The following is a 26,733-nucleotide window of genomic DNA, read 5'->3' on the forward strand; positions in this document are numbered from 1 at the left end:
TGGTGATTTGTGTGCGATCAAGGAGATATGATCCAATGAGCAAAGAAAAGTTGGTCGTGGCGGTTGTCGGTGCGACAGGTGCCGTGGGCCGCGAAATGCTGAAGACGCTTGAGCAGCGGGAGTTTCCTGCTCACAAGGTTATTGCCCTTGCCTCTGCCCGTTCCGCGGGTATCAAGGTTCCTTTCAACGGTACTGAACTGACCGTGCAGGAACTGACTGAAAATTCGTTTGAAGGTGTCGATATCGCCATCTTTTCCGCCGGTGGTTCCACTTCCGAGAAGTTCGCGCCTTTTGCCGCCAAGGCTGGCTGCGTGGTGGTGGACAACTCCAGCGCATGGCGCATGGACAAGCGTTGCCCGCTGGTCGTGCCGGAAGTGAACCCGCAGGATCTGGAATGGCACAACGGCATCATCGCCAACCCCAACTGCTCCACGATCCAGATGGTGGTGGCGCTCAAGCCCCTGCACGACGCGGCCAAGATCAAGCGCGTAGTGGTTTCCACCTATCAGGCTGTTTCCGGTACCGGCCAGAAGGCCATTGAGGAGCTGGAATCCCAGGTTCGTCAGCTGTTCAACATGCAGCAGCCCGAACCCAAGGTGTACCCCTATCAGATCGCGTTCAACGCGCTGCCGCACATCGATGTATTCCTTGATAATGACTACACCAAGGAAGAAATGAAGATGGTGCACGAAACCGTGAAGATCATGGGCGACGAGAGCATCAAGGTTACGGCTACTGCCGTGCGTATTCCCGTGTTCTACGGCCACAGCGAGTCCGTGAACATCGAAACGGAGAAGAAGCTCACCCCCGCGCAGGCCCGCGCCATTCTGACGCAGGCTCCCGGCATTACCGTGCTGGATAACCCCAAGGAAAAGATCTACCCCATGGCCATTGAAGCCGCGGGTGAAGATGCCACCTTTGTGGGCCGCATCCGCGAGGATGAAACCATCGCCAACGGCCTGAACATGTGGATCGTTGCCGACAATATCCGCAAGGGTGCCGCCCTGAACGCCGTGCAGATCGCCGAATTGCTTATCGAGCGTGACCTGCTGGGCGTGAAGGACACCACCGTCTTCCAGTAATCAACCTGAACGACAGGAAGCATCGTGATACCTGTTTGTGAAACCGAAGAATATATCCAGAAGCTCCTGTCCGCCCGCCGTGCGGGCGAACAGGGGGTTCTGGCGTTCTATGAGCACCGCATAGGCTGCATCTGCAAGAATCCACGCCTCATGGTGCTGCCCATGGATGACCACCTTGCCCACCGTGGCGACGGCATCTTTGAAAGCATCAAATGGGAAGATGGGCGTATTTATCAGCTCGATGCCCACATCGAGCGCATGAAACGTTCTGCCAAGGGGCTGTATCTGGCTCCGCCCTGCACGTGGGAAAGACTACGTGAAATAACCATCGAGGTGGCCCGTGCCGCCGAGACGGAAGAGGGTATGCTGCGTATCCTTGTGGGGCGCGGTCCGGGGGGCTTCGGCATTGATCCCGCCGAGTGTCCCGTTTCCAGCCTGTATGTGGTGGCGTACCGTTTCAAACCGCTGGCAGCCGAGTGCTATGACTCGGGACTCACGGCGTTCCGCTCCTCCATTCCGGCCAAGCCGGGGTACATGGCGCGGATGAAAAACGCCAACTACATCCCCAATGTGCTCATGCGCCGCGAGGCCACGGAACGCGGGTTGAACGTGCCCCTGTGTTTTGACGACAACGACTTTCTGGCTGAAGGCGCCACCGAAAACGTGGCGCTGGTGGACCAGAAGGGAACGCTGGTCATCCCTGAATTCACCAACGCCCTGACCGGCACCACGGTCATGCGTGCGGTGGACCTGATCAAGGACGAGATGCCTGTCGTGTTTCAGCGTGTGCGCGAGGATGACATCTATCGTGCCCGTGAACTCATGATCATGGGCACCACCGGCGATTGCGTGAGTATTGTGCGCTTCGAGGGACAGCCCATCCATGATGTCCGTCCGGGACCGGTGGCGAAGAGGATTCGCGACCTGTTGCGGCAGGATATAAAGGATTTCGGCGTTCCCGTACGCTAGAGTTGTGTTCGTCTGTCCGGCATCAATCCGGAGAGACGATGAATGAATATTCGGTCCGGCACCGGGTTATCCGGTGCCGTATTTACCTTTAGGAACACAGAGTTCTGATGCATATATTGTTGCTCGACCTCGGCAGGGAGATGCGCGGCGGTCAGTGGCAGGTTTACTACCTTGCCCGTGCGCTGGCTGCTGCCGGTGGTTTTTCTCCCATAATCGCAGCGCCGGCCAAAGCGCCGCTGCTCAGACATGCCGAAGAACTGGAGGGGGTCCGCCTGTTGCCTCTTTCCGGCAATCGTGAGTGGGATCCTCGTAACCTGCACGCCATTCGCGGACTGGTGCACAAGGAGGGCGTGCGTATTCTGCATTCCCATTGTGCCAAGAGCGCGGCCCTTGCCGCCATGTGCAAGAAGCTGTGGAGTGACAGGGTGGTTGTGGTGCACTCCCGCCGTGTTTCCTATCCGCTCAAGAACGGATGGCGGGGTAGCAAGTACCTTCGCGCAGACGCCGTGGTGGGAGTGAGTCAGGAAATTTCGGATGTGCTCATCGCGTCGGGCATGCCTGCCGAGAAGGTGCACACCATTCATTCCGGTATTGATTGCTGCCGCTACACCTCCCGCCGCAGTCGCGGCGATGGCCGCGTGGTTATCGGCATGGTCGGTGCGTTTACGGGGCAGAAAGGGCACGAGGTGCTTGTGCGCGCCATGGCGGAAATGCAGTCCATGAGCGGATTGCCCCCGTGGGAAGTGCGCATGATCGGTTCGGGAGAGTTGTTCAATTCCGTTGCCGCGCTTGCGGGCGAGTTGGGCGTGGACTCCCGTCTGGCCATGCTGGGCTGGCAGGACAGCCGTGAATTTTTGCCGGACTTCGATTTGCTTGCCGTTCCTTCGGTGGATGGCGAGGGGTCTTCCGGCACCGTCAAGGAAGGCTGGTGCGTCGGACTGCCAGTCGTCTGTTCCGACTTGCCGTCGAATCTTGAGCTTGTCAGGGATAATGAGAATGGCCTGGTTTTCCCGAACCGTGACCACGGGGCGCTGGCGAAATGTCTGCATAAGCTCATGACGGATCACGTGCTGGCGGATAAACTGGTCCGTAACGGGCAGGAGTCTGCTGCGGAATTCTCCGACAGGCGCATGGCGGAAGCCTACATGGCCTTGTACAGGCAATTGTAGCGGAGAGCGCTCTTTCCGCCCGCTGTGCCTGTTGAACGGTACGCATTTTTCAAGGCCGGTACCGTTTGGTATCGGCCTTTTTCAAACTGGCAGCGGTGCTGCCCGCAGGAGAGAATCATGGACGTTACCGTGCTTCTGGTGGATGCCTTCACCGACAAAGTGGGTAAGGGAAACCGCGCAGGCGTGGTGCTGGATGCCGAAAAGCTGAGTCCGGCGCAGATGCAGGCCATTGCCGCCTATGTGAATGTTTCCGAGACGGCTTTTCTGCTGCCGCCGCCTGCCGCGGATTCGGTCAAGGGGGGCATTCCCTTTGATTTCGGCGGGATGTTCATGCCGGATGCCGCAGATATGCTGGTGCGCTTCTTCACACCGACGGTGGAGGTTCCCGTCTGCGGGCATGCCACCATTGCCACCCACTATGCCCTTGCCAAGGCAAAGGGCATCCGCGAGGCAAACCATGCCATGGAAACCGGTGCGGGGCGTATGCCCGTGCTGGTAGGACCCGATGCGCACGGGGATCCCGAGGTGACCATGACGCAGGGGGAGCCCCGTCTGGGCAGGGAGGTGGATGCTGTGGATAGGGCTGCCATTGCCGCCACGTTGGGCATTCAGGTGGGGATGATACGTACCGATATTCCCACGCAGTATGTTTCTACCGGCTCAGAGGTTATCATCATGCCGCTGCGGGAAGCTCAGGTGTTGCACGACATGCGCCCGGATTTCAAGGCGCTGGCGGCATTGGCTCCTCGTCTGGGCTGCGCTTCGCTGTACGTGTTCGTCGAAGCCGCAGAGGATTGTCCGTATCGCATAGACGGCCGCATGTTCTGCCCTGCCGAGGGCATTAACGAGGATCCGGTCACGGGCATGGCCAACGGGCCTGCGGGCGTGTACCTTGCGACCCACGGCATGCTGCCGGACGAAGAGACTGTGACCTTTTTGGCCCGTCAGGGCTTTGCCATGGGCAAGGAAGGTTTTGTGGATGTGACCGTGTACCGCTTCGGCGGGGCCGTGGTGGCAGTGCAGATCGCAGGCAAGGCCGTGCTTGCGGGTGAGCTACGTCTGCGCGTGAGCGATGAGGGTACCGTTTCGCCGTTGCCCTGATGTCCGGGGTCTTCGGCGTCCGTCCTGCTATTTGGTCAGGAATCAGGGCTTTTGCAGGGTGATGGCACTGGAAAGTGTGCTGTCACCCTTTCTGTTGCTCACCTGCAGGGCTATGGCTGCCATGTGTGTGACAGACGGATAGACGTCGGAAGATGCAGCGCAGTCCGCTGTCATCCGGCTCTGAGGGGCGGACGTGGGGTGGAGACTAATTCGGGTCTGAATCTGGTTGGTGGCGTCCAGCGCATCCGCAAAGGCGTCCACGAAGCCTTTCTCAAAGGACAGGATGTGCACCCGCTCGGGAAAGCGCATCTTGTCGAGAGACTGGGCGAGCAGCAGGGCATCCCGGTGCGAGCGGCGCAGGATGACGAAGGGGGCGTCCGGTCCCACTTTCTGTGCCACTCGGTCGATCTTGCGCACGGCTATGTTGCCGCAGTCCACCCACAAGCGCAGGGCTCCGTGGTCGTCCAGCGAGACAAGGTCGGGCTTGTAGTGCCAGCCTATGCCTTCCTCGATGCGCGGTTCGTACTCCATGAACAGCAGGTAGCCCAGTATCTTCAGGGCAATATGCCACGCCACCTCGCCGGGGGCGGCGCGCAGCACAAGCTTGATGCGTCGCTCCGGGGCAATAGCCCTGCAGGACGCATCGGGGCAGGCTTGCGGCGGGGTGTTGTGCGGAGGCCTTTGCAGGCTGCGCTTGATGTTCAAGGTGTATTTCATGCGGTTGCCTTGATGGAGAGAGGAGGGCGCAGGAAGAAGCCGTCAGCTCCCTTCCGGCTGACTGAAGCGCGGGTCGCTTACGCTGCAATTTCCCTCAATATCATTATCGTTTTCGGGTATCATCGGTGTCCGTCTGTTGCAAGGGCAGGGGGCGGGGTGTATGGTTCGGCGGTCCTTGCATGCATGGTGCTGTCGTCCTTTTGTTCGGGCGGCATGTTCTCCGGCGCAGGGGCTCGGCACGGCATCGCTATTTCCTTTTCATTCCGCTCATGCAGGAGACTCCCATGTCCGCACCCGTCACGCCTCCGGCAGTCCGCAGGGTCAGCCGCAGGGTTCAGAATATCCGTATTTCCGCTACCAAGCTCATGCCCATGCTGGCCGCCAAGGTGGGCGGCTGCGTCTCTCTGGGGCAGGGGGTGCCCTCCTTTGCCACGCCCCCGCATATTGCAGAGGCAGTGTGCCGCGCCCTGCGCGATGAGCCTTCCGTAGGCAAATATTCCCTGCAGCCGGGCATGCCTGCTCTGCGCGAGGCCATTGCCGAAGGGCTTGAGCGTGACAAGGGCTTCGTAGTGAATCCCGATACCGAAATCGGCGTGACCGTGGGGGCCATGGAAGCCTTGCTCATGGCCATGCTGACCATCGTGGATCGTGGCGACGAGGTGATCATTCCCTCGCCCGGCTATGCCTCGCATGCGGAGCAGGTGCTCATGGCGGAAGGTCGGCCGGTATATGTGCCGCTGCGTCCCGCTGACTGGGGGCTGGATGTGGACGCCATTCGCGCAGCAGTGACGGACCGTACCCGTGCCGTCATTCTGTGCAACCCCGGCAATCCCACGGGTACCGTGTATGACGAGGCGGATGTGCGCGCCCTGTGTGCACTGGCGCTGGAACGCGACTTCGTGATCATCTCCGATGAGACCTACGACTTTATGGTCTTCGGCGCGGACGGCGAGCCTGCGCCCATGCCGTTCAGTCCCGCCAGCCTGTCGGAGATGCGCAACCACGTCATCTGCATCAATTCCTTTTCCAAGAAGTATGCCCTGACCGGCTGGCGTGTCGGTTACGTTGCGGCGGACAAGGGCTGGATGGACGAACTGCTCAAGGTGCACGATGCCGCCGCCATCTGCGCACCCACGGTTTCGCAGTATGCTGCGCTCGCAGCCCTGCGCGGACCGCAGGATTGCGTGGCCGGTATGCAGCAGGCGCTGGTTGCCCGCCGTGCGCTGACCTGCAAGGCGCTGGATGCCATGAGCGAGCATTTTTCCTATGTGGCCCCGCGCGGCGCTTTTTACGTGATGGCGAAATACCTGTTTACGGATGCAGCGTCTCCCGATGTGGCCCGCCGCATTCTGGAAGAGGCCAAGGTCATTACCATTCCGGGGGGTTCCTTCGGGCCGGAAGGGGAAGGGCATCTGCGCCTGTCTTTCGGAGGGGATGAAGCGGAACTCGCCGAGTGTTTCAACCGCCTCGCGGCATGGGCAAAGGACGCCCGCTAGTGGCCCGCAGGAAGATCGTTGCGAAGGATGCGGGCGGGGCTCAGGTTCCGACAGATTGGCTTGCAGCCGTGCCCGCTCTCACGAAAGGGGAGCACCTTCCCGTGCTGGAAGCCGTTGCCGGACTGCGCGGCAAGGGAACTGTATATCCGCCCGAAGAACTGGTGTTCAACGCGCTGCACCTGACGCCGCTTGAATCTGTGCGTGTGGTGATTGTGGGGCAGGACCCCTATCACGGCCCGGGGCAGGCGCACGGGTTATCCTTTTCCGTACCGGCGGAAGCCATTGCCGCCGGAGCCAAGATGCCGCCCTCGCTGCGCAATATCTTCAAGGAGATAGATGCGGAGTTTCAGCAGGACGGCGGGGGGAGCGAACCACTGGTGCACAGTACGGACCTGACCCGTTGGGCTCGGCAGGGCGTGTTGCTGCTGAATACAACCCTGACGGTGGCGGCAGGCAAGGCCGGTTCGCATGCCGGCCTCGGCTGGTCTTCCATTACCGACGACATTATCGCCACGGCCAGCGCACTTTGCGCCCCTTCCGTTTTTCTGCTTTGGGGCAGCCATGCCCAACAGAAAGCCGCGCTGGTGAATACCGCGCGGCATCTGGTGCTGGAATCGGCACACCCATCCCCCCTCTCGGCCTATCGGGGCTTCTTCGGCTGCGGTCATTTCCGGCAGGCGAACGAGTGGCTTGCAGCGCAGGGAAGGGGAGTTGTGGAGTGGTAGCGTCTACGACGAAATGAACTTCACCCACAGCTTGCGCTGTCTTGGTCCGTCGAATTCACAGAAATAGATGACCTGCCACGTGCCGAGCATGACGTCACCGTTTTCCACGATCAGCATCTGTGCCGGGCCGAACAGCGATGTCTTGATATGGGCATCGCTGTTGCCTTCTGCGTGGCGGTAATCTCCTCGCATGGGCACAAGCTTGGCCATGTTTACGGCGATGTCGCGTTTCACATCGGGGTCTGCCCCTTCGTTGATGGTTACGGCCCCCGTGGTATGAGGGCAGTAGAGCAGCAGCATGCCGTCTTGCCAGCCTTGCGCGTTGACGAGGTTCTGAACCTCCCGCGTGATGTCGATGAGCTGTTCGCGTTCCGCAGTGCGTATGGAAAGGGTATGCATGCTGTCTCCCTGAGTGGCTTGTCAAAGTATATGTGAATGTTGCGGCCTTTCCGAGTATGGCCCGATTGCCGTGGCGGTGCAACCGCGCAATATCGTTTGCCGTAACATATCATGCCGTGCCGCTTTGGACGCAGGTGCGCAACCGCTTGTTCACATCGGCATTTTCCCCTACAACCAAGTGTGCATCATGCCGGATTCGCGGAACTATCCCCCCGTCGGCCTGCTGTCGCGTGTGCTGTGCGCCGTGTGGCGCTATCTGCTTTCATCTGCATAGCCAAGGAGCTTTCATGCCTGTTGTTCTGGGCACTGCCGGACATATCGACCACGGAAAGACAACCCTCGTGAAGGCGCTGACGGGCATCGACTGCGACCGTCTGGAGGAGGAAAAGAAGCGCGGCATTACCATTGAGCTGGGCTTTGCCTTCTTCGATCTGCCCGACGGAACACGTATGGGCATTGTGGACGTGCCCGGCCATGAACGCTTTGTGAAAAACATGGTGGCCGGTGCCTCCGGCATCGATTTCGTCATGCTGGTCATTGCGGCGGATGAGGGCGTCATGCCGCAGACGCGCGAACATATGGAAATCTGTTCACTGCTCGGCATTGAGACTGGGTTTGTGGCGCTGACCAAGACCGACATGGTGGATGAGGAATGGCTCGCTCTGGTACAGGAGGATGTGGCGAATTTTCTGAAGGGCTCCTTCCTTGAAGGGGCTCCCATCTTTCCGGTCTCCTCGCACACGGGAGCCGGCCTTGATGTTGTCAAACAGCACATCACCCGCATGGAGAAGGAGCTGGCTCCGCGCCGTCGCTCCGACCTCTTCCGCCTGCCCGTGGACCGCGTGTTCACCATGAAGGGGCATGGCACGGTGGTCACGGGGACCATGATTTCCGGCTCCGTGGCTGTGGGGACGGATGTACAGCTATACCCCCGTGACATCATGACCAAGGTGCGCGGGCTGCAGAGCCACGGCGGTACCGTTGACGTGGCCCCCGCAGGCAGGCGCACGGCCATTAACCTGCACGGTCTTGAAGTTGCGGATATTACCCGTGGCGATGTGGTGGCCCTGCCCGGATCGCTGTTCCCTTCGCTGACCTGGCATGTGGAGCTGCGCTGCCTTTCTTCCTCCCCCACGCCGCTCAAGAATCGTACGGAAGTACATGTGCACCACGGTTCCCGCGAAACGCTGGCACGCCTCTATTTTCCTGACAGGGACAAGCTCATGCCCGGCGAAACGGCCTTGTGCGAGATGCGTTTTACCGAGCCCATGGTTGGTGTGTTCGGCGACCGTTGCGTCATCCGGTCTTTCTCTCCGCTGCGTACCGTTGCGGGCGGCAAGCTGCTGCATCCTGATGCGCAGCCATTGCGCAAGAAGCATCCCCGCTATGCGCAGCTGCTGGATTCTCTGCAGAGTCTCGGCAAGGCGGAGCCGGAAGACCGTATCCGTCTGCATGTGGCCATGGCGGGCGAGCAGGGGGTGACCTTCCGCGAACTGTGCATTCTTACGGATATTGAAACCAAGGCGCTGGACAAGGGGCTGAACCTGCTTGGCGGCAAGCAGGAGCTGGCCTGCTTCGACAAGGAAGAGCGCAGCTACGTAGCCGGCAGCATTCTTGAAGAGCTGGCCGGAACCGCATTGGCATTTGTGGCTGAATACCACCGCAAGGAACCGCTCAAGCCCGGCATGCCCAGAGGCATGCTGATCTCTGGCTGGGGCAAGAAACTGGCCCCCAAGCTGGTGCATTTTGTGGTGGAACGCCTGCTCAAGCAGGGCAAGCTGGCGGTGGAAGGCGACGTGGTGCGTCTTGCAGACCACAAGGTTTCCCTTGCGGCGGATCAGGAAGGTTTGCGCGCCAAGCTGCTTGAGGCTCACGCTGCAGGCGGCATAACTCCGCCGAACCTCAAGGATGTGCTCGAGCCTTTGAATGTGGACGTGAAAGAGGCTGGCCCGGTGTTGCGCCTCATGGAAACGGCGGGCGAGCTGGTCAAGGTGAAGGACGGCATGTACTTCCATGGTCCGGCCATGGATAAACTGGTGGGAATGGTGCGCGAATACTTTGCCACGCACGATGATCTGGGCCCCAACGAGTTTCGCGACCTGACGGGTCTCTCACGCAAGTATCTCATTCCCCTGCTGGAATATTTCGACAAGGCCCGCATCACCCTGCGCGTGGGTGACAAGCGCAAGTTGCGCGGGGCCTGAGAACATCAGATGAGACAATGAAAAAGCCGCCTTCAGGCGGCTTTTTCGTGTGCAGTATGTTCGGCAATCTGTAAAGGCAATGTCTCTCTAAAACAGGAAGGCGCGCAACATGTGCATCAGGCCGGTTTTCCTGATCGGCGCGGCGGTACGCTGGGCAGCGTCGCCGGACGCCATGGGCAGGGCCTGAGCTACTTCTTCACGGAATCGCGCGAAGGCGGTTTCCAGTTTCTCCTGCTGCTTTTCCCGCTTGCGGGCGGCCTTTTCCTGCTGGCGGGAGAGTTTTTCCATCTGTTTCAGATGGTGCTCCACCAGATGATCAACAGTATACATGTATCACTCCGACGTGGCTTTCTGGCGTGGCCAGGTAGTTTCCCCCCACGTTAGAGCCGGAACGGACCAACTTCCCGATGCGGACCGTTACGGTGGAGTCACCTTATGCGCCAATCGCCATATGCTGTCAATACGGAGTTGCGGGCCCTGTGGCCTCTTCAACGGCGTAGACATGCTGATTATCGGCCTGTCCGGTTAACGCATTAGGCTGCCAAAAAAAAACGGGCGCCTGAGCGCCCGTTTCGAATTGCGGTATGCGGGAGAATTAACGGCGTCCGCCGCGATCGCCACCACGTCCGCCACGATCACCACCACGACCGCCACGGTCGCCGCGGTCACCACGGCCACCACGATCGCCACGATCGCCGCGGGGGGCGCCGCCACGGGGACGTGCGGTGTCTTCGGGGTTCCACGGGGTGCCCTGGGCTTCCAGCAGCACAGCCTTACGGCTGGCGCGGACACGACCATCGGCGATTTCAATGACCTTGACCTTCATGTCTTCGCCAAGGGCGCAGATGTCTTCGGTCTTCTCGACGCGGGCGATATCCAGCTGGGAGATGTGCACAAGGGCTTCCACGTTGGGCAGGATTTCGACGATGGCGCCGATTTCGAGCATCTTCTTCACCTTGCCCATGTAGTCCTTGCCCACTTCAGCGCGCTGGTCGTAGTACTGAACCATTTCGCGGGCCTGCTCCAGCGCTTCGAGGGTGGGAGCAAAGACGGTGACCTTGCCGCTGTCCTCGATGTCGATGGAAGCGCCGGTGGCGCTGGTGATGGCCTTGATGTTCTTGCCGCCGGGTCCGATGATCACGCGGATGACGTCGGGGTTGACTTCGAGCACGGCAATCTGCGGTGCGTAGTCGGACAGCTTGGAACGGGAAGCGGGCAGTACCTTCGCCATTTCTTCAAGAATGTGCAGGCGGGCGACGCGGGCCTGCTCAAGAGCGCGGGCCATGACATCGGAAGGAATGCCGGAGATCTTGATGTCCATCTGAACGGCGGTAACGCCTTCTGCGGTACCGGCGATCTTGAAGTCCATGTCGCCGAGGGCGTCTTCGTCACCGAGGATGTCGGTCAGCACGAGGTAGTCGTCGCCTTCCTTGATCAGGCCCATGGCGATACCGGCAACAGGTGCGGAGATCGGCACGCCTGCATCCATCAGGGAGAGGCAGCCGCCGCATACTGCGGCCATGGAGGAAGAACCGTTGGATTCCATGGTTTCCGACACTACGCGCAGGGTGAAGGGGAACTCTTCGCCGGAGGGGGTTACGGGGCGCAGGGCCTTTTCAGCCAGCGCGCCGTGGCCGATTTCACGGCGGGATACGCGAACGGGCTTTACTTCACCTACGCAGTAGGGAGCAAAGTTGTAATGCAGCATGAAGCGCTTGGTTACGTCGCCGACCAGGGAGTCCATGCGCTGCTCATCGGTGGAGCTGCCAAGGGTGGCTACGACCATGGACTTGGTTTCGCCGCGTGCGAACAGGGCGGAACCGTGGGTGCGGGGCAGCATGCCCACTTCGATCTTGATGGGACGCACGGTCTTCACGTCGCGACCATCAATGCGCAGGCCTTCCTTGTGGATGCGGCTGCGCACGATCTTCTTTTCCAGAGCGGCCAGCATGTCCGGCACTTCGGCGAGCGGAGCGGGATCTTCAGCGTACTGGGGATCTGCAGCCAGAGTGGCCATGACCTTTTCCTTAACGGCCTTGCGGGCGTCCTTGCGGGCCATCTTCTCTGCAATCTGCAGGGCGACTTCCAGTTCGGGCTTGGAAAGCTCGGTCACCTTTTCGAGCAGTTCGGTGTTGGGCACCGGTGCTTCAAAGGTCTGCTTTTCCTTGCCGAGCATGGCGCGCAGTTCTTCCTGTGCGTCCAGCAGCGGCATGATTTCCTTGTGACCCCATTCCAGAGCCTCGGCAACCACGGCTTCGGGCACGAACTTGGCTTCGCCTTCCACCATGACAACGGCATCGCGGGAAGCGGCGAACACGAGGTTCAGGTCAGCTTCGGCCATTTCGGGGATGGCGGGGTTGAGTACGAAGGCGCCGTTGATGCGGCACACGCGTCCACCGGCCACCGGGCCGTTGAAGGGAATGGAGGAAATGGTGAGCGCGGCGGAAGCGCCGGTCAGGGCCAGTACGTCAGACTCTTCTCTCTGGTCGGAAGAGATGACGTTGGCAAGTACCTGCACTTCGTCACGGTAGCCCTTGGGGAACATGGGACGGATGGGACGGTCGATAACGCGGGCGCACAGGGTTTCGCGCTCGCTGGGACGACCGATTTCACGGCGGAAGAAGGAACCGGGGATGCGGCCTGCGGCGTACATCTTTTCGGTGTATTCCACGGTGAGGGGGAAGAAGCCCATGTCACGCATGAGGGGCTGGGAACAGGCGGTAACGAGCACTACGGTGCCGCCGCACTGTATCCAGATGGAGCCATCGGCCTGATTGGCGAGACGACCGGTTTCAAAGGTGATTTCCTTTCCACCGACGGTCTTTACGATGCGCTTTGCGTCGAAAATGTTTTCCATAACTATGAATCCTTTCTTCTTTGCGCGAAGGGGATTCCGGGGAGAAAACCTTATCACGGGCCTTTGCCGTGGATAAAGGCAAGGTACTCTTCCCGGACCCCCCTTTCACGCGACTGCGTATGTGCGGCTCAAGGGCCGCATGAAGTGAAACGGGGAGCCCCGTACGGGGCTCCCCGTAGAAAGCCTACTTCCGGAGGCCGAGTTTCTTGATCAGGTCGCGGTAGCGCTGAATGTCCTTACTGGCAAGGTACTTCAGCAGCTTGCGGCGCTGGCCGACCAGCTTGAGCAAGCCGGTACGGGAGTGGAAGTCTTTCTTGTGATCCTTGAAGTGATCAGTGAGGTACAGGATGCGAGCGGTCAGCAGGGCTACCTGTACTTCAGGGGAACCGGTGTCGCCTTCGTGCTGGGCGTGTTCCTCAATAATGGCCTTCTTCTGTTCAGGCGTCATTACCACAGCAATATCCTCCGAATGTTAAAGGATTGTTACTGCCACAATCCGCGTACAATGGTCCAGGCAGGCTGCCGTTGCACGATCTGCGTTTCAGCAAGCGCCAGCGGGGTGCGGTCCGGGGCGAGAAGCATTGCGGGAATCCCAACGGCAAAGGGCATGTTGGCAATGGCTTCCGGCCTGTAGGGGACCGACATTCCGTTTCGCACATTCCTGGCTGCTTCTTCGTCAAGGACGATTTTGGGCCATTCCGGCAGAGCTTTCTCCAGCGGGATGACCATGTCAGGCAGGGTGTGCGGCGCTTCGAGAATCGCGTCGAGCGCGTGTGCCTCGTTCATTGAGAACGGGTGGCTATACTCCCGGATGAGCTCAGTAAGCACCGCCCCGCACTGCAATCGCAACCCCAGGCTGTGGGCCAGGGATCGAATGTAGGTGCCGGAGGTGCAGCGCACCCGGAAACGTACATACGGCAGTTCCAACGACAGAACTTCCGCATGCGAAATATTGATGGTCTTTGTCTTGACCGGTGTTTCCTTACCTTGTCGCGCCAACTTGTAGAGCGATTGCCCGTTATGTTTGGCGGCTGAGTAAGAGGGAACTTCCTGTTCGCTTTCACCAAGCCAGTTCTGCACTTCCTGCAGCACCTGCTCTTCGGTGATGTGTTCCCACGGGGCGGTGGCAACGACTTGACCTTCCGCATCCCATGTATCCGTGGTCTCGCCCAGTTTGATGGTCCCGGAGTAGACCTTGTCGCCTCCGGACATCAGGTGGCCGGACAGTTTGGTGCCCTGTCCCAGCAATACGATAAGCACACCCTGAGCCATGGGGTCCAGGGTGCCGGCGTGACCTATTTTCTTTTGTCCCAGTCGTTTAATCTTGCCTATGCAGGTCCCTGAAGAAGGGCCCTTGGGCTTATAGACGACCAGCACACCATCCTGCTGTGCGGGATATTGTTCTGCCATATACTTAAGCCTGTTTTCCGTCCAGTCCCAACTTGTCGGCAAGGATGGAAATGACTGCTTCCACGGCCTGCTGCATGGGCATGTTCAGGGTGGCACCGGCCGCATTTCTGTGACCGCCGCCACCGAATGTGGCTGCTACTTCCTGCACGTTAAGCGCTCCGTGCGTACGCAAGCTTATCTTGCACCGCTCGGGGCCGAGATCGCGCAGGGTCATGGCCACCTTCACGCCGTAAATACGGCGCAAAAAATTCACGATGCCCTCGGCATCTTCCATGGTGGTGCCTGTTTCATTGAACAGGGACTCTGGCAATGTCATGTATGCCACCTGTCCGTCAAGGGCTAGATGGACATTATCAAAGAGCCTGCCCCAGAGATGTACGCGGTTCAGAGACCAGTTCGCCTCGGAGCGGGCCGTGAAGGATTCCAGATCAAGACCCCGGCGGAGCACCTCGGCGGCGATCTCCAGTGTGCGGGGCGAGGTGTTGCCGTAGGTGAAATTGCCGGTGTCTGACGCTATGGCCAGATAGATTGCCTCACCCAGAGGGCCGGTAAGCATGACGGCAAGTCTGTCTGCCAGCACCGCAAGCATTTCACCAACTGCGGAAAATTCGGGATCAATCCAGTTTATGTCGGCATAGTCGGGAGTGCGCAGGTGGTGGTCTATGCAGATGCTGGCAACTCCGTGCAGATAGCGCTGCATGGCCTCGCCTGTACGCTCGGCCGAACCGGAATCCAGCACGATGATGCGGCGGGGCGTAAAGGGAAGGTCTCCCAGATCAGTGTATACTTCACATGGGAAGGGGAGCCAGCTTAGGTAACGGGGGACGCCGGATTCATTGTAGGCGATCACGTTCTTGCCGAGACGGGAAAGCATCCATGCCAGAGCGCTCATGGAGCCGATGGCGTCGCCATCCGGGTTTTCATGGGCGGTGACGAGAAAATCGTCCTCTTCTTTGAGGATCTGGGCAATCTGGGCAATAACGTTCTGCATACCTGTGTACCTGCGGCTACTCTACGCCGAAAAATTCCATGTCGCTGTAAACCATCTCTTCGTGGCAGACCGCTTCCATCATGCTCAGGCACTTGGTGAGCTTGCTTTGCAGGTGCCGCTCGCTGTTGCTGACAGAAACAATTTTCAGCGACAGGGTGCTCAGAGAATCTTCAGAGCCTACTTCGGCAATGGAAACATTGAACTGGTTGCGCACTTTCTGCTTCAGGCTGTTGGCTATGCGTCGCTTTCCCTTGAGAGAGTCGTTGCCGTGCAGTCTATATTCCACGGAAAGAACGCCTATTACCATTATAGAGCCCGCTTTGGTCTGCCGTAGTGCCGGATGGATGCGTGGGGAAAATCCGGAGCCGGACGCGATGGTCCGGCTCCGGTAGATGTGCTTTAGAGGGTGGCGGCTTCTTCAACGGTGTCGAAGGCTTCGATGGCGTCTCCGACCTTGATGTCGTTGAAGTTTTCAAGGCCGATACCACATTCGTAGCCCTTGGCCACTTCCTTCATGTCGTCCTTGAAGCGTCTCAGAGACGAGATCTTTCCGGTGTAGATAACCACACCGTTGCGCAACAGGCGTACGCCGGCGTTGCGGGTGATCTTGCCGTCTTCCACGATGCAGCCGGCGATGATGCCGACCTTGGGCACGCTGAAGGTCTCGCGCACTTCCGCCTGACCGAGGTAAACCTCTTTGATGACGGGTGCGAGCATGCCCGCCATGGCGGCTTTGATTTCTTCCACGAGCTTGTAGATGATGTCGTAGAAGCGGATATCCACACCTTCGCGGTCCGCAACTTCCTTCACCTTCACGGTGGGACGGACGTTGAAGCCGATGATGACGGCATCGGACGCGGAGGCCAGCAGGATGTCGGATTCCGTGATGGAACCGGCGCCGCTGTGGATGACGTCCACCTTGACCTTGTCGGTCGCCTGCTTGCGCAGTGCTTCGATGATTGCTTCCACGGAGCCCTGCACGTCGGCCTTGAGGACCACGTTGAGGGTCTGGGCTTCCTGCGCGTCGGGACGACGGGACAGGAAGGTTTCCAGCGTCACCTTGGATTCGCGGGCCAGCGTGCGCTCGCGCATCTTGACGGCGCGCTGTTCCGCGATGCGGCGTGCGACTCTTTCGTCTTCAAGAGCCACGAACTCTTCACCGGCTTCCGGTACGCCGTCAAAGCCCTGTACTTCCACGGGGGTGGAGGGACCTGCGGTGGTAACCTTCTGACCCTGATCGTCGAACATGGCGCGTACACGGCCGGAGAAGGTGCCGCAGACGAACACGTCGCCCTGCTTGAGGGTACCTTCCTGCACCAGTACGGTAGCCACGGGACCGCGCCCCTTGTCCAGCTTGGCTTCCACAATGTGGCCGCGGGCAAGCTTGTCGGGGTTGGCGCGCAGTTCGAGGATTTCGGACTGCAGGGCCAGCAGTTCCAGCAGGTCGTCAAGGCCTTCTCGGGTCTTGGCGGAAACCTTGGCGAAAATGGTGTCGCCGCCCCAGTCTTCAGCCACGAGTCCCTGTTCAGAGAGTTCGCGCATGACGCGGTCGGGGTTGGCGGCTTCCTTGTCGATCTTGTTCACGGCAACCACGATCGGCACTTCAGCGGCCTTGGCGTGGCTGATAGCTTCTCGGGTCTGCTCCATCACGCCGTCGTCGGCTGCTACCACAAGGATAACGATGTCCGTTACCTTGGCTCCACGGGCACGCATGGCGGTAAACGCTTCGTGGCCGGGAGTATCAAGGAAGCACAGTTCGCCGCGCTTGGTGCTGACATGGTAAGCACCGATATGCTGGGTGATGCCGCCTGCTTCGCCAGAGGTGATGCTGGATTTGCGGATGGCGTCGAGCAGCGAGGTCTTACCATGGTCAACGTGACCCATGATGGTAACCACGGGCGGACGGGGGCGCAGGTTCTCTTCGGTATCGATATCCTGTGCGCGGGGCAGCAGGAGATCTTCTTCGGAGAAACCCACCTTTTCCACTTCGTAGTCGAATTCGGCACACACCAGAGTTGCCGTTTCGATATCAAGAGACTGGTTGATGGTGGCGAATACGCCGAGCTGCATGAGGACCTTGATGACCTCGGAGCCCTTCACGCCCATCTGGTGAGCCATGTCGGATACACGTATGGCTTCATCAACCTTGATTTTGCGCTTGGCAGCCTTGAGGGGCTGGGTGGAACCGGTAAGCTCTTTGCGCTTGCCGCGCTTGGGCTTGCGGCCGCGTGCCCATTCATCGGAAGCCGCCATTGCCTGATCTTTGCTGCCCTTCTTGGCACCGCGTGCACCCTTTTTGCCGAACTCGTCGGTATCGCTGCGCCCGAATTCGACCGTACGCTTGGTCTTGGCGTGACGCTTGCGGGATTCGTCGGATCCAGGAACGGGCATGTCGGGTGCAGGGCGTTGGAAACCACCGCCGGGACGGGGAGCGCCACCGGGACGCGGAGCACCACCAGGACGCGGAGCACCACCGGGACGCGGAGCACCGCCGGGGCGCTGTCCGCCACGGGAGTCTCTGTCGTCACGGCCGTCACGGGAATCCGGACGGGGACCGCCGGGACGCTGATACCCACCTGCGGGACGCGGACGGTCAGCCTGACCGCCACGATCGCCCTGGCCGCCACCCTGAGGACCCCGGTAACCGCCACGGTTGTCGTTGCGGTCTCCGCGATAATCGCCGCGATTGTCGCCGCGATTGTCACCACGGTTATCGAAGGTGCGCTCGAAACGTTCGGCCGGAGCCTTGGGCTTCACCGGTTCGGGATCGGGCAGGGAAATAATACGCACCTGAGGAGCGGAGAATTCTTCGCGCTTCTTGGGCTTCTTCTTTTTCTTCTTGCGTGCAGCCTCATCATCGCCTTCCGCATCATCGGAAGCGCTGGGACGGGCTTCAGCTTCGGGCTTTACCTGAGCAGGCGCGGCGGGCTTTTCAGCAGGTGCGGCCTGTTCCGGACTTGCCGGTGCTGCGGCAGCCTTGATTTCAACAGGTTCGGCGGGTGCGGGGCGCTCGGTGCGAGCAGCTTCCGCCTGTGCCGGTGCGGACTGCTGGGGGGCTTCAGCGGTCACATCGCTCGCAGGCTTGATAATGCGAACAGAAGAAGTTTCGGCTGCCTGAGGTGCTGCTGCCTCCGCGGGCTTGATGATGCGGGCTCTGGGAGCCTCGGCAATGGGCGCGGAAACAGACTCGGGCCGGACAATGCGGGCCGGAGTGTCTGCAGGCTTCTGAGAGCGTGCAGGGCGGGAGCCGCCTTCGGTGCTCTGCCGACGGCGTACAATGACGCCGGAAGCAGTTTCCTTGCGCAGCACTTCGCGCTGCGAAGGGCCGTTCTTCGCACGGTCCTTGATGCGCGGAATGTCTTCCGCGTTCAGTGCGCTCATGGCGCTCTTGGCAGGAATGCCGAGCTCCCTGAGCATGGTCATAAGATCCTTGACGGATACGCCAAGGTCGGCGGATAAATCTTTTACTTTTGTCTTGTCGTCACTCATACTTACTAACCCCCTTTACTTCCGCCGAACCTTGAACCGCGTGAATCGTTGCGCGCAGTCAGGATTGGTGCAGATGTAATAACCCCGGCCCGGAAGCACCTGTTTCGGATCGAAGACAAGTGCGTTGTCATTGTTCCCCGCCGGGGGGCAGACGTATCGCAGAAGCTCGCCCTTTGCGTGTTTGCTTCTGCATATTACGCACATGCGCGTGGGCGCATGTGCTTTCCGGATAGTATCAGCCATCCGGTATTATTCCGTTTCCTCACCGTCCACATTACCTTCCGGCGCAACCTCTGCTTCCTGAGCGTCGGCGGGCTGCTCGTCGCTCGTGTCTCCGACGGCGGAAGACAGGAAGTTGATCGCGGTCCGAAGGTCCGAGATCTTGGAGGCGGTAAGGCCCGGCACGCTTTCCAACTCTTCATCGGTGGCGTTACGCAGGCTTTCAATAGTCTGGAAACCGGCTTCCACAAAGACTTCCAGCGGCACTTCGGCTACGCTGGCAAGCTGTTCGAGGCCCTTGCCGATGGCATTGGCTTCGTTGTAGCGGCTTTCCGTAAAGATATCGATCTTCCAGCCCAGAAGCTTGGAGGCAAGCTTCACGTTCTGGCCCTTGCGGCCAATAGCGTTGGTGAGCTGGTCGTCCGGCACCACCACTTCCAGCATGTTCTCTTCCTCATCAACGATGATGCGGCTGATCATGGCCGGAGACAGGGCGTTGCGGGCATAGGTGGCCACATCCGCGCTCCATACGACGATGTCGATGCGTTCGCCGCGCAGTTCCTGAACGATGTTCTGGATGCGGGAACCGCGGATGCCGACGCATGCGCCCACCGGATCGACGTCGCGATCGCGGGACATGACAGCGGCCTTGGCGCGGCTGCCCGGATCTCGGGCAACGTTCATGATGACCACGGTGTTGTCATCCACTTCAGGCACTTCGCGCTTGAACAGGGCAGACATGTAGTCGGGGTGCGAACGGGAGACGATGACCTGCGGGCCACGGCCTTCCTTGCGCACTTCGATGATCAGGGCCTGAACGCGGTCGCCGCGCTTGTAGTGCTCGCGGGGAATCTGTTCGTCCTTGGGCAGCAGGGCTTCCGTGCGGCCAAGGTTGATGATCCAGCCGGATTTGTCGCGACGCTGCACGATACCACTGATGATATCGCCCAGACGGTCCTTGAATTCGTCGTAGATGATTTCCTGCTCAGCATCACGCATGCGCTGGATGATCACCTGCTTGGCGGACTGTGCGGCAATACGGCCAAGGTCTTCCACCTTGAGGCGGAAGCCCATTTCGTCGTCAAGCTGTACGGAGGGGTCGTGTTCCCGGGCTTCTTCGAGAGAAATCTGGGTAACCTCGTTCTCTACTTCCTTGGTCACGATCTTGAACTGGAAAACCTCGATTTCGCCGGTTTCCTCGTTGAAGCTCACTTCCACGTCCAGATCATCGCCATACTTGCGGACAACAGAGGTGCGTACCGCTTCTTCCAGCGTATCGATCAGCATTTCGCGATCAAGGCCTCTGTCCTTGCTGATCTGGTCTATGGCTTTTTTGAGTTCCATGCTCATTCTATCTGTCCTCCGACTCGCTCCTGAGCGCCGTCAGGCCGCGTGCTAGCGCTTCTTCTTGCCCTTGCTCGTGTCCGGAAACACGTGGACCAGATGCGCTTTCTTGATATCGTTCCAGTGTACGGTGAGTACACCCTCTTCTTCGGGAAGCGTAAGGGTGATGGCATCGCCATCCACGCCCTGCAGGGTTCCCGGGAATTTGCGTCGACCGGAAAAGTCACCGTGCGGCTCGCGCAGCATGACAACCACGGGGCTGCCCGCATACGCGGTCATCTGCGCGGGGGTAAAGAAGGGGCGCTCCAGACCGGGAGAGGAGACTTCCAGGATATAAGCGCCGGAAATCGCTTCTTCCACTTCAAGAGCCAGACCGACGTGGCGGGAAATGTCCGCGCACTGGTCAATGTTCACGCCTTCGGGACCTTCAACGTAGATGCGCACCACAAGCTTGGGGCCTGCGCCGAGCTCAAGTCCCCACAGGGAGAGGTTCATGGATTCGACAATCGGTTCAACGATTGCGAGGATTCGTGAGTGCCTTGTGTTGCCGCTCATGCTGCGATGTCCTTGTACCCGATTCTGTCGGGCAAATCATGCGTGGCAATCTTGTTCACGCCTGACCCGCCCGTGTGAGTCCAAAAAAATTGTGCGATCCATAGCCGGGGCAATAAAAAAAGGGGGCCACACGGCCACCCCGGTCATTGCCGCCATGCGGCTACAGGATGTCTCGGCATAACCTGCTGAAAACGCGGACGTTTGTCAGTACGTTGCTGGTGATGAGCTCATCCTCCAGCGCTGCCGAATCGACCTCTTATATAGCGTTGGTCTTGGTAAGTCAAGGGTAGCGCGGAAATGTGGGGTGGTGATTCAAGGCAAATGTGTGCAGCGGTTTCGCAGATGCTCTTTGGTCCATGTTGAATCACCTGTTTGTCCGGAGCAGGTGATTCGATCGGGGGGGATGACAAGGGGCAGGTGCGGTATCCGCCGTGCCGGTTACACTCGCGGGGGCACGGAGTCCGGCTGGTTCTTGGGACAGAGCGCGGTGTCGCGGATAAGGTCCGCCAGCGTGAACGTGTTCAGCTTGTTGTACATGGCCTTGGCGGCCTCTTCCCATATGGTTCGGGTAAGGCACACATGCATGCGCGGGCAGCAGTTCTGACGTTCATCGCAGTCGTAGCAGGGGGCGGTCTTTTCCAGCGAATAGGCCACATCGCCGATGGGGATGTCTTTGGGGTCCTTGGCAAGAACATATCCGCCGTGCGCACCGAGACGGCTCTTGATGTAGCCGTCCTTCTTGAGCACGCGCATGAGCTTTTCCAGATATTTCAGAGAAATTTCCTGCCGCATGGCGATATCCTTGATGGATACGGGACCATCTTCCTGATTCATGGCGATGTCGAGCAGCATGCGGGTGCCGTAACGGCTTCGTGTGGTCAGCTTCATGCAGTATCAAGTCGGCTGTTGAGGTGGTGGGAAATATCCGGCAGGGCGTTATGCCCTGCCGGATCGGTTAACCGGGAAAGGTTTCGCGTATGATCCCGATAAGCTTCTCAGGGTCGAACGGTTTGTTCACGGTCGCCACCGCGTTGGGTATGGCATGGTGCATCCCGGGCAATCCGCAGATGAGGATGAATGGAGTATCCTCCATCCCGGGCAAAGCCACAATCTCTTTATAGAGCAGCGGGCCTGCTTCTCCGGGCATTTCCATGTCCAGCGTTATCAGGTCGGGCGGTTGGGCGGCCGCAAAGCGCAGAGCCTGTTCGCGGTCGGTGACTCCCGTTGTTTCGTACCCATGAGCCGTCAGAACATTCACGAGATATTCGACGATGTTCACGTCATCGTCGACGACCATGATGCGTAAGGCCATGACGGACGCTCCTGTTTGCGCTGTGTCGAAGGGCGCTGACGAAGGAGGTTTCCTGCCTGTCAGAGGCAGGGAAAAGCGCGGGGAGGCACATGCCTCCCCGCGGCGTATACTATTCTTCGTCTTCGTCCTGCGGCTGCAGGTGTTCGGGAATGATCGCCATCTTCAGGATCAGCGGCTTCAGGAAGGTCCAGCGGATGCCGATTTCGAACTCTTCCTCAAGGTCACGGATTGCGTCCCAGCAGTTGTGGCAGGGAGCCACTACCAGCTTGCAGCCGGTTGCGAGGATCTGGTCGCGCTTGGTCTTCAGCGCTTCGTTACGCTGATGACGGTATTTGCCGATACCGTTGAAACCGCCGCCACCGCCGCAACAGTAGTTGTGCTCACGGTTGGGGGCCATTTCGCGGAAGTCTTCGGCGATGTAGCTCATGATCTCGCGGGTGATGTTCGCAAGGCCATGGTTACGCACGTAGTTACAGGAGTCCTGCAGGGTCACAGGTTCCTTGATCTTCTTGGCAGGATCGATCTTGATCTTACCGGTGCGCAGCGCTTCGGCGAGCCATTCCACATAGTGGATGTAGGGGGCGGGAGTCAGGCCGTCCTCACGTCCGGCCCAGTAGGGACCTTCGATGACGGTTGCACGGTGTGCGTGGCCGCATTCCGTACCTACCACGCGCTTGGGACGCAGGCGCTCAATGGCGGCGTACACGGTTTCCACCTGCTTCTTGCAGGCAGCCCAGTCGCCGGCGAACATGGAGAGCGAGGTCTGTTCCCAGCCGGAGCTGGGCACGGTCCAGTTTTCACCGGCCAGGTGGAAGAGGATGGCCGCTTCCGCAAGGTCTTCCGGGTAGTGCTTGGGTTCGCGGGCGTTCAGGGTGTACATGATGTCCGCGTCTTCCTTGTCCACCGGAATCTCAAGGCCGGGCCATTCTTCGCCGTATTCGTCGGCCATCCATTCGCAGGTATCCACCCAATCTTCTTCGGTCACGTCCATCTGGGCGTTGTACACGCGGTGCATGCCGGAGCCGATCTTCATTTCCCACGGCACGAAGCCCTGAGAGTAGAGAAGGCCACGCAGGTAGCTGAACATGACGCCCATGTCGATGCCGTGGGGGCAGTACATGCCGCAACGGTTGCAGCAGGTGCACTGGGACCATGCCACGTCCACGCAGTGACGCATGAACTCGTTGGTCACGTTGCCCTTCTTCTTGACGATTTCACCAAGGGTGGACTGAATCTTATATGCCGGAACCTGCTTGGGATCGCGTTCGCTCACGCGGTACAGGAAGCAGGAGTCGGCGCACATGCCGCAGTGGGCGCAGATTTCGAGCCAGGTGCGGATACGTGCTTTGCAGGTTTTTTCAAGGGTAGCAGCCAGCGCGGGTACGTCCACGTCCAGCTTCTTCATTTCCTCGTAGTACTGCGCGCCGCCCTTGTCGCCGAGAAGGGCCTTGAGGTCTTCCTCGGTGTTGACGGGGCGCTTATTGCAGAAAATACCTTCAGGCATTGGTTACTCCTAGAGGCTCGCTGTTACCAGGGGAAAGCGTAGTTCCGCTTCATGCCGCCGCGCTTGATGCTGTAGTCCATGCCCAGCTGGCCGCGGGACATGAAGAAGAGCACGATGTGCGAGAGCTTGGTGAAGGGAGCGATGATGAGCAGCAGTTCGCCGGTAAGGATGTGGGCAGTGATCCAGAAATCATAGTTGCCCCAGTGCATACGGGCGACAAAGCCGGTCACAAACGGCGCTACGGAAACAGCCAGAATGAACCAGTCGTAAGGCGTGGTGAGAATGCGCACTTCGGTAAGGGCGATACGGCGCAGGGCCAGCATCACACCGCCGAGAATGGCAAGCAGGGTCAGCACGTCTGCCACGATGGAAGGCATGGCGGGCAGGCTGAAGCCCAGCGCCTGCTTCAACAGGATCTGGTGACCCAGCAGGAACAGGGGCACAAACACGCCACCGATGTGGAACAGGAAGAAGGCGGCAGCCATGAAGGGCTGGTCGCGCCAGCTATAGGTACCACCGGGAATAAGCCAGCGGCGGATGGAGTGCAGAGCACCCTTTATGCCGAGGGCGAAATGGGGCCTGTAGGCAACACGGTCGAGCTGCCAGCTGAGTCCCCTTACGTACATGACGGCACGAAACCCGAGTCCCACGAAGAATACCGCGAGGGATATCAGCAGCATCGGTCCGGTAAGGAATCCAATCATTGTCTTCTCCTTGTCTTGCTAATGCGTGCTACGCGCAAGCTAGTACTTCCGGATCTTCTCGTCTCTGCCGGTGAGGAACAGCCAGTAGCCGACAAAGCTGACCAGAGCCATGCCCATCAGAACGTATACGATGGACTTGGTATGCAGCATGAAGTCGTGGAGGGTGTAGAAAATGTGTTCCATTGTCTTTCTCCTTTGGCCTAGTGGGCGTCCTTGTACTCAGGATGCTCGTACAGAACGGGCATCTTGGTAGCAATGAACCGGTAGGTGGTGACGATCAGGGTTACAACGAAGATGGAGATGCCTACTTCCATCCAGCTGGGGAAGTAACGCTCGGCAGCGGGGAGCTGCCAGTTGAAGGCGATCATGCTTACGTTGAAACGGTTGATCACGATACCAAGCACGCCGAAGACGGAGGCGATGCGCACCAGCTTGAGGTTCTTTTCACGTACGCCGAGGGCGTAGAGGAAAGAGGGCAGGGCGACAAAGCCGAACATTTCAACGAGGAACCATGCACCGTAACCGGTGGCGAGGTATGCCCAGTCGTTGTCCATGGTGATGTCGAACAGCTTGATGAAGAAGTAGCCCATCAGGATGAAGGAGGCAGCCTTGGCCATGCCGAAGGCGACGCCGTCAGCTTCCTTCAGGTGGGTTTCGTCCATCTTGTCATGCAGACCCTTGTGCGCCAGCGTACCTTCAAAGATTACCATGGAGGCGCCAGCCACCATGGAGGAGATGAAGAAGAACACGGGCAGGAAGCTGGAGTACCACAGCGGGTGCAGCTTGCCGGGGGCGATGACGAAGAGCGCGCCGAGCGAGCTCTGATGCATGGTGGAAAGAACCACGCCGAGAATGGTCAGGGGCAGGGTCAGCTTGATCACGAAGTTGCGGATCTTGCGGAAGCCCAGCCATTCCAGGGCGGCGGGAGACCATTCCACGAACAACACGGTCACATAGGTGGCAACGCACAGACCCACTTCGAAGAGAAGCGAGGTGGTGCCCTGCGAGTATACCAGCGGATAAGGCAGGCGCCACGGATGACCAAGGTCGTACATCAGGGCCACAACAACGAAGAAGTAGCCGAGGAACGCCGTGGTGATGGCGGGACGCACTGCCGAATGGTAATGCTTGAGTCCGAAGAGGTAGCAGGAAGCGGAGGTTACATAGCCGCCCGCGGCAAGAGCTACGCCGCAGAGCAGGTCGAATCCGATCCAGACCCCCCAGGGGTTGTTGTCGTCAAGGTTGGTGACAGCACCGATACCCTTGTAGAAGCGCAGGAACGTAAGCACCAGGCCGCCAGCGAGAATGAAGGCGGTGAGCACGTTGCCCGGCGTCCAGAACGATTTCTGGTTATGGCTCATTTATGCTTCCTCCTCCGGGGATTCCCCGGCGTCGCTGTCGTCTTCTGCAGGTGCCTGCATGGCGGCGAGCTTCTCATCAAACTCCTTCTGGGCTTCGGCAACGGCCTTCTTGACCTCGCGGTCAACGGCAGCGGCCTTGTCCTTGGCAGCCTTGTCCAGAGCGGTCTTCATGGCGCCGTCTGCAGATGCCTGCGTCTTTTCGATGGCTTCGCGAACTGCTTCGGCCTTTTCTTCCGCAGCGATCTTTTCTTTACGCTTGCTGATGCCGTAAGCACCGGCCAGCAGTACGGGCCAGATGCCCACAACCATGGGAACCGCACCCAGTGCGCCGGAGGTAAGCTCGGGCGCGGAGGTCTTGCCCACTACAGGCATGCCCAGTTCGGTGTGCGGAACGGGAGACAGGTACAGCCAGTTGGTGCCGCCTGCTTCCTTTTCGCCGTAGATGTGGTTCTCGTAGCGGTCGGGGTACTTGCGGATGCGGTCGCGGGCGATGGCGAGAAGGTCCTCGCGCTTGCCGAAGGTGAGCGCTTCCTTGGGGCACTTTTCCACGCAGCCGGGAAGCTTGCCTTCCTGAATGCGGGGGTGACACATGGTACACTTCTGCACCAGCGGATCCAGCGGATCGTCGTATTCGAAGGTGGGCACGCCGAAGGGGCATGCGACCATGCAGTAACGGCAGCCTACGCAGAGGTCGCCGTTGTAGGTAACGGAACCGTCAGGATTCTTGGTGAACGCCTTGACGAAGCAGGCGGACGCGCAAGCGGGTTCCTGACAGTGGTTGCACTGCTGCTTGCGGAAGATGGGATTTTCAAGACCGGCGGTGTTGTACTTGTTCACAACGGTGTAGGTCTTGGCATCCGTTCTGCGCTTGGTGTCCAGCACGCTCAGATCATCATATGCGGCGGACGGCTTGGGCAGATTGTTCACTTCGGCACAGGCCTGCTCGCACTTGCGGCAGCCGATGCAGCGGGTGCTGTCATGCAGGACGCCCATGGCGTCCGGATAGCCGTTGAAGGTATGGTTGCCTGCGGCCCTGACCTTGGTTGCGCCCATGGCAGAGGCAAGACCGGCACCACCCAACAGGCTCAGGAATTTTCTGCGATGCATAACTGATCCTCCCGGGTC

Annotated in this window: 26 protein-coding genes; 7 read left to right on the plus strand and 19 right to left on the minus strand. The window is 59.6% G+C overall.

The features are described from left to right. Positions 1–35 precede the first annotated feature (35 nt). The 4 genes from N1030_RS15660 (at position 36) to N1030_RS15675 (ending at position 4,321) form a co-directional block, all read left to right on the plus strand. Positions 36–1,082 (plus strand): aspartate-semialdehyde dehydrogenase, encoded by a 1,047-nt coding sequence (locus tag N1030_RS15660; RefSeq protein ID WP_265826457.1) that lies wholly within the window; start codon positions 36–38, stop codon positions 1,080–1,082. Between the two features lie 24 nt (positions 1,083–1,106). Next, entirely contained in the window at positions 1,107–2,051 is a 945-nt protein-coding gene (locus tag N1030_RS15665) for an aminotransferase class IV (RefSeq protein WP_265826458.1), read from the plus strand. A 107-nt stretch (positions 2,052–2,158) separates the two neighbouring features. Further along, the gene (locus N1030_RS15670) at positions 2,159–3,220 is read left to right on the plus strand and encodes a glycosyltransferase family 4 protein (protein ID WP_265826460.1); all 1,062 of its coding nucleotides are present in this window, start codon (positions 2,159–2,161) and stop codon (positions 3,218–3,220) included. Between the two features lie 117 nt (positions 3,221–3,337). Further along, complete coding sequence (locus tag N1030_RS15675) at positions 3,338–4,321, plus strand: PhzF family phenazine biosynthesis isomerase (RefSeq protein ID WP_265826461.1); 984 nt, start codon at positions 3,338–3,340, stop codon at positions 4,319–4,321. A gap of 42 nt (positions 4,322–4,363) precedes the next feature. On the opposite strand, the gene N1030_RS15680 is transcribed toward N1030_RS15675, so the two are convergent. Beyond that, positions 4,364–5,038 (minus strand): YaeQ family protein, encoded by a 675-nt coding sequence (locus tag N1030_RS15680; RefSeq protein ID WP_265826462.1) that lies wholly within the window; start codon positions 5,036–5,038, stop codon positions 4,364–4,366. Between the two features lie 284 nt (positions 5,039–5,322). On the opposite strand from N1030_RS15680, the gene N1030_RS15685 reads away from it, so the two are divergent. Continuing rightward, positions 5,323–6,534, plus strand: coding sequence for a pyridoxal phosphate-dependent aminotransferase (locus N1030_RS15685; protein ID WP_265826463.1), 1,212 nt, complete (start codon positions 5,323–5,325; stop codon positions 6,532–6,534). Continuing rightward, positions 6,534–7,259, plus strand: coding sequence for a uracil-DNA glycosylase (locus N1030_RS15690; protein WP_265826464.1), 726 nt, complete (start codon positions 6,534–6,536; stop codon positions 7,257–7,259). The genes N1030_RS15685 and N1030_RS15690 overlap by 1 nt, the downstream gene beginning before the upstream one ends. 3 nt (positions 7,260–7,262) lie before the next feature. Here N1030_RS15690 and N1030_RS15695 read toward each other — a convergent pair whose 3' ends face one another. Then, on the minus strand, positions 7,263–7,658 hold the full coding sequence (locus N1030_RS15695; RefSeq protein WP_265826466.1) for a secondary thiamine-phosphate synthase enzyme YjbQ: 396 nt from the start codon (positions 7,656–7,658) through the stop codon (positions 7,263–7,265). A gap of 287 nt (positions 7,659–7,945) precedes the next feature. On the opposite strand from N1030_RS15695, the gene selB reads away from it, so the two are divergent. Next, entirely contained in the window at positions 7,946–9,862 is a 1,917-nt protein-coding gene (gene selB, locus N1030_RS15700) for a selenocysteine-specific translation elongation factor (protein WP_265826468.1), read from the plus strand. 87 nt (positions 9,863–9,949) lie between these two features. Here the strand turns inward: selB and N1030_RS15705 are convergent, their stop codons facing one another. From N1030_RS15705 to hmcB, 17 genes are all read right to left on the minus strand, one after another. Beyond that, positions 9,950–10,192, minus strand: coding sequence for a hypothetical protein (locus N1030_RS15705; RefSeq protein WP_265826469.1), 243 nt, complete (start codon positions 10,190–10,192; stop codon positions 9,950–9,952). Positions 10,193–10,457: 265 nt separating this feature from the next. Next, a complete protein-coding gene (pnp, locus tag N1030_RS15710) occupies positions 10,458–12,719 on the minus strand; it encodes a polyribonucleotide nucleotidyltransferase (protein WP_265826470.1) in 2,262 nt (753 codons plus the stop codon). A gap of 184 nt (positions 12,720–12,903) precedes the next feature. Further along, complete coding sequence (gene rpsO, locus N1030_RS15715; protein ID WP_265826471.1) at positions 12,904–13,173, minus strand: 30S ribosomal protein S15; 270 nt, start codon at positions 13,171–13,173, stop codon at positions 12,904–12,906. Positions 13,174–13,202: 29 nt separating this feature from the next. Further along, positions 13,203–14,129: a tRNA pseudouridine(55) synthase TruB gene (gene truB / locus N1030_RS15720; protein ID WP_265826472.1), complete on the minus strand. Its 927-nt coding sequence runs from the start codon at positions 14,127–14,129 to the stop codon at positions 13,203–13,205. 4 nt (positions 14,130–14,133) lie between these two features. Continuing rightward, complete coding sequence (locus N1030_RS15725) at positions 14,134–15,120, minus strand: DHH family phosphoesterase (protein WP_265826474.1); 987 nt, start codon at positions 15,118–15,120, stop codon at positions 14,134–14,136. Between the two features lie 16 nt (positions 15,121–15,136). Next, the gene (locus N1030_RS15730; protein ID WP_265826475.1) at positions 15,137–15,427 is read right to left on the minus strand and encodes a DUF503 domain-containing protein; all 291 of its coding nucleotides are present in this window, start codon (positions 15,425–15,427) and stop codon (positions 15,137–15,139) included. 92 nt (positions 15,428–15,519) lie between these two features. Beyond that, positions 15,520–18,609 carry a translation initiation factor IF-2 gene (gene infB, locus N1030_RS15735; RefSeq protein WP_265826476.1) on the minus strand — a complete coding sequence of 1,030 codons (3,090 nt, stop codon included), beginning with the start codon at positions 18,607–18,609 and terminating at the stop codon, positions 15,520–15,522. Positions 18,610–18,624: 15 nt separating this feature from the next. Further along, entirely contained in the window at positions 18,625–18,852 is a 228-nt protein-coding gene (locus tag N1030_RS15740; protein WP_265826477.1) for a YlxR family protein, read from the minus strand. 6 nt (positions 18,853–18,858) lie between these two features. Then, on the minus strand, positions 18,859–20,178 hold the full coding sequence (gene nusA, locus N1030_RS15745; RefSeq protein ID WP_265826478.1) for a transcription termination factor NusA: 1,320 nt from the start codon (positions 20,176–20,178) through the stop codon (positions 18,859–18,861). A 45-nt stretch (positions 20,179–20,223) separates the two neighbouring features. Then, entirely contained in the window at positions 20,224–20,727 is a 504-nt protein-coding gene (locus tag N1030_RS15750; protein ID WP_265826479.1) for a ribosome maturation factor RimP, read from the minus strand. A gap of 438 nt (positions 20,728–21,165) precedes the next feature. Beyond that, positions 21,166–21,615 carry an Rrf2 family transcriptional regulator gene (locus N1030_RS15755; RefSeq protein ID WP_265826480.1) on the minus strand — a complete coding sequence of 150 codons (450 nt, stop codon included), beginning with the start codon at positions 21,613–21,615 and terminating at the stop codon, positions 21,166–21,168. 67 nt (positions 21,616–21,682) lie between these two features. Next, the gene (locus N1030_RS15760) at positions 21,683–22,039 is read right to left on the minus strand and encodes a response regulator (RefSeq protein ID WP_265826481.1); all 357 of its coding nucleotides are present in this window, start codon (positions 22,037–22,039) and stop codon (positions 21,683–21,685) included. A gap of 109 nt (positions 22,040–22,148) precedes the next feature. Next, a complete protein-coding gene (gene hmcF / locus N1030_RS15765) occupies positions 22,149–23,543 on the minus strand; it encodes a sulfate respiration complex iron-sulfur protein HmcF (protein WP_265826482.1) in 1,395 nt (464 codons plus the stop codon). A gap of 23 nt (positions 23,544–23,566) precedes the next feature. Further along, a complete protein-coding gene (hmcE, locus tag N1030_RS15770) occupies positions 23,567–24,247 on the minus strand; it encodes a sulfate respiration complex protein HmcE (protein WP_265826484.1) in 681 nt (226 codons plus the stop codon). 39 nt (positions 24,248–24,286) lie between these two features. Further along, the gene (gene hmcD / locus N1030_RS15775) at positions 24,287–24,430 is read right to left on the minus strand and encodes a sulfate respiration complex protein HmcD (RefSeq protein ID WP_265826485.1); all 144 of its coding nucleotides are present in this window, start codon (positions 24,428–24,430) and stop codon (positions 24,287–24,289) included. A gap of 17 nt (positions 24,431–24,447) precedes the next feature. Further along, positions 24,448–25,608: a sulfate respiration complex protein HmcC gene (gene hmcC, locus N1030_RS15780; protein ID WP_265826486.1), complete on the minus strand. Its 1,161-nt coding sequence runs from the start codon at positions 25,606–25,608 to the stop codon at positions 24,448–24,450. After that, positions 25,609–26,715, minus strand: coding sequence for a sulfate respiration complex iron-sulfur protein HmcB (gene hmcB / locus N1030_RS15785; protein ID WP_265826488.1), 1,107 nt, complete (start codon positions 26,713–26,715; stop codon positions 25,609–25,611). Positions 26,716–26,733 lie beyond the last annotated feature (18 nt).

The sequence above is a fragment of the Desulfovibrio mangrovi genome (assembly GCF_026230175.1).
Classification (GTDB): Bacteria; Desulfobacterota; Desulfovibrionia; order Desulfovibrionales; family Desulfovibrionaceae; genus Halodesulfovibrio; species Halodesulfovibrio mangrovi.

Coding starts and splice junctions, on each gene's coding strand:
- N1030_RS15660 (WP_265826457.1), top strand. CDS start 36: ATGAGCAAAGAAAAGTTGGTCGTGGCGGTTGTCGGTGCGACAGGTGCC.
- N1030_RS15670 (WP_265826460.1), top strand. CDS start 2,159: ATGCATATATTGTTGCTCGACCTCGGCAGGGAGATGCGCGGCGGTCAG.
- N1030_RS15675 (WP_265826461.1), top strand. CDS start 3,338: ATGGACGTTACCGTGCTTCTGGTGGATGCCTTCACCGACAAAGTGGGT.
- N1030_RS15680 (WP_265826462.1), bottom strand. CDS start 5,038: ATGAAATACACCTTGAACATCAAGCGCAGCCTGCAAAGGCCTCCGCAC.
- N1030_RS15685 (WP_265826463.1), top strand. CDS start 5,323: ATGTCCGCACCCGTCACGCCTCCGGCAGTCCGCAGGGTCAGCCGCAGG.
- N1030_RS15695 (WP_265826466.1), bottom strand. CDS start 7,658: ATGCATACCCTTTCCATACGCACTGCGGAACGCGAACAGCTCATCGAC.
- selB (WP_265826468.1), top strand. CDS start 7,946: ATGCCTGTTGTTCTGGGCACTGCCGGACATATCGACCACGGAAAGACA.
- N1030_RS15705 (WP_265826469.1), bottom strand. CDS start 10,192: ATGTATACTGTTGATCATCTGGTGGAGCACCATCTGAAACAGATGGAA.
- pnp (WP_265826470.1), bottom strand. CDS start 12,719: ATGGAAAACATTTTCGACGCAAAGCGCATCGTAAAGACCGTCGGTGGA.
- truB (WP_265826472.1), bottom strand. CDS start 14,129: ATGGCAGAACAATATCCCGCACAGCAGGATGGTGTGCTGGTCGTCTAT.
- N1030_RS15725 (WP_265826474.1), bottom strand. CDS start 15,120: ATGCAGAACGTTATTGCCCAGATTGCCCAGATCCTCAAAGAAGAGGAC.
- N1030_RS15730 (WP_265826475.1), bottom strand. CDS start 15,427: ATGGTAATAGGCGTTCTTTCCGTGGAATATAGACTGCACGGCAACGAC.
- infB (WP_265826476.1), bottom strand. CDS start 18,609: ATGAGTGACGACAAGACAAAAGTAAAAGATTTATCCGCCGACCTTGGC.
- N1030_RS15740 (WP_265826477.1), bottom strand. CDS start 18,852: ATGGCTGATACTATCCGGAAAGCACATGCGCCCACGCGCATGTGCGTA.
- nusA (WP_265826478.1), bottom strand. CDS start 20,178: ATGAGCATGGAACTCAAAAAAGCCATAGACCAGATCAGCAAGGACAGA.
- N1030_RS15750 (WP_265826479.1), bottom strand. CDS start 20,727: ATGAGCGGCAACACAAGGCACTCACGAATCCTCGCAATCGTTGAACCG.
- N1030_RS15755 (WP_265826480.1), bottom strand. CDS start 21,615: ATGAAGCTGACCACACGAAGCCGTTACGGCACCCGCATGCTGCTCGAC.
- N1030_RS15760 (WP_265826481.1), bottom strand. CDS start 22,039: ATGGCCTTACGCATCATGGTCGTCGACGATGACGTGAACATCGTCGAA.
- hmcF (WP_265826482.1), bottom strand. CDS start 23,543: ATGCCTGAAGGTATTTTCTGCAATAAGCGCCCCGTCAACACCGAGGAA.
- hmcE (WP_265826484.1), bottom strand. CDS start 24,247: ATGATTGGATTCCTTACCGGACCGATGCTGCTGATATCCCTCGCGGTA.
- hmcD (WP_265826485.1), bottom strand. CDS start 24,430: ATGGAACACATTTTCTACACCCTCCACGACTTCATGCTGCATACCAAG.
- hmcC (WP_265826486.1), bottom strand. CDS start 25,608: ATGAGCCATAACCAGAAATCGTTCTGGACGCCGGGCAACGTGCTCACC.
- hmcB (WP_265826488.1), bottom strand. CDS start 26,715: ATGCATCGCAGAAAATTCCTGAGCCTGTTGGGTGGTGCCGGTCTTGCC.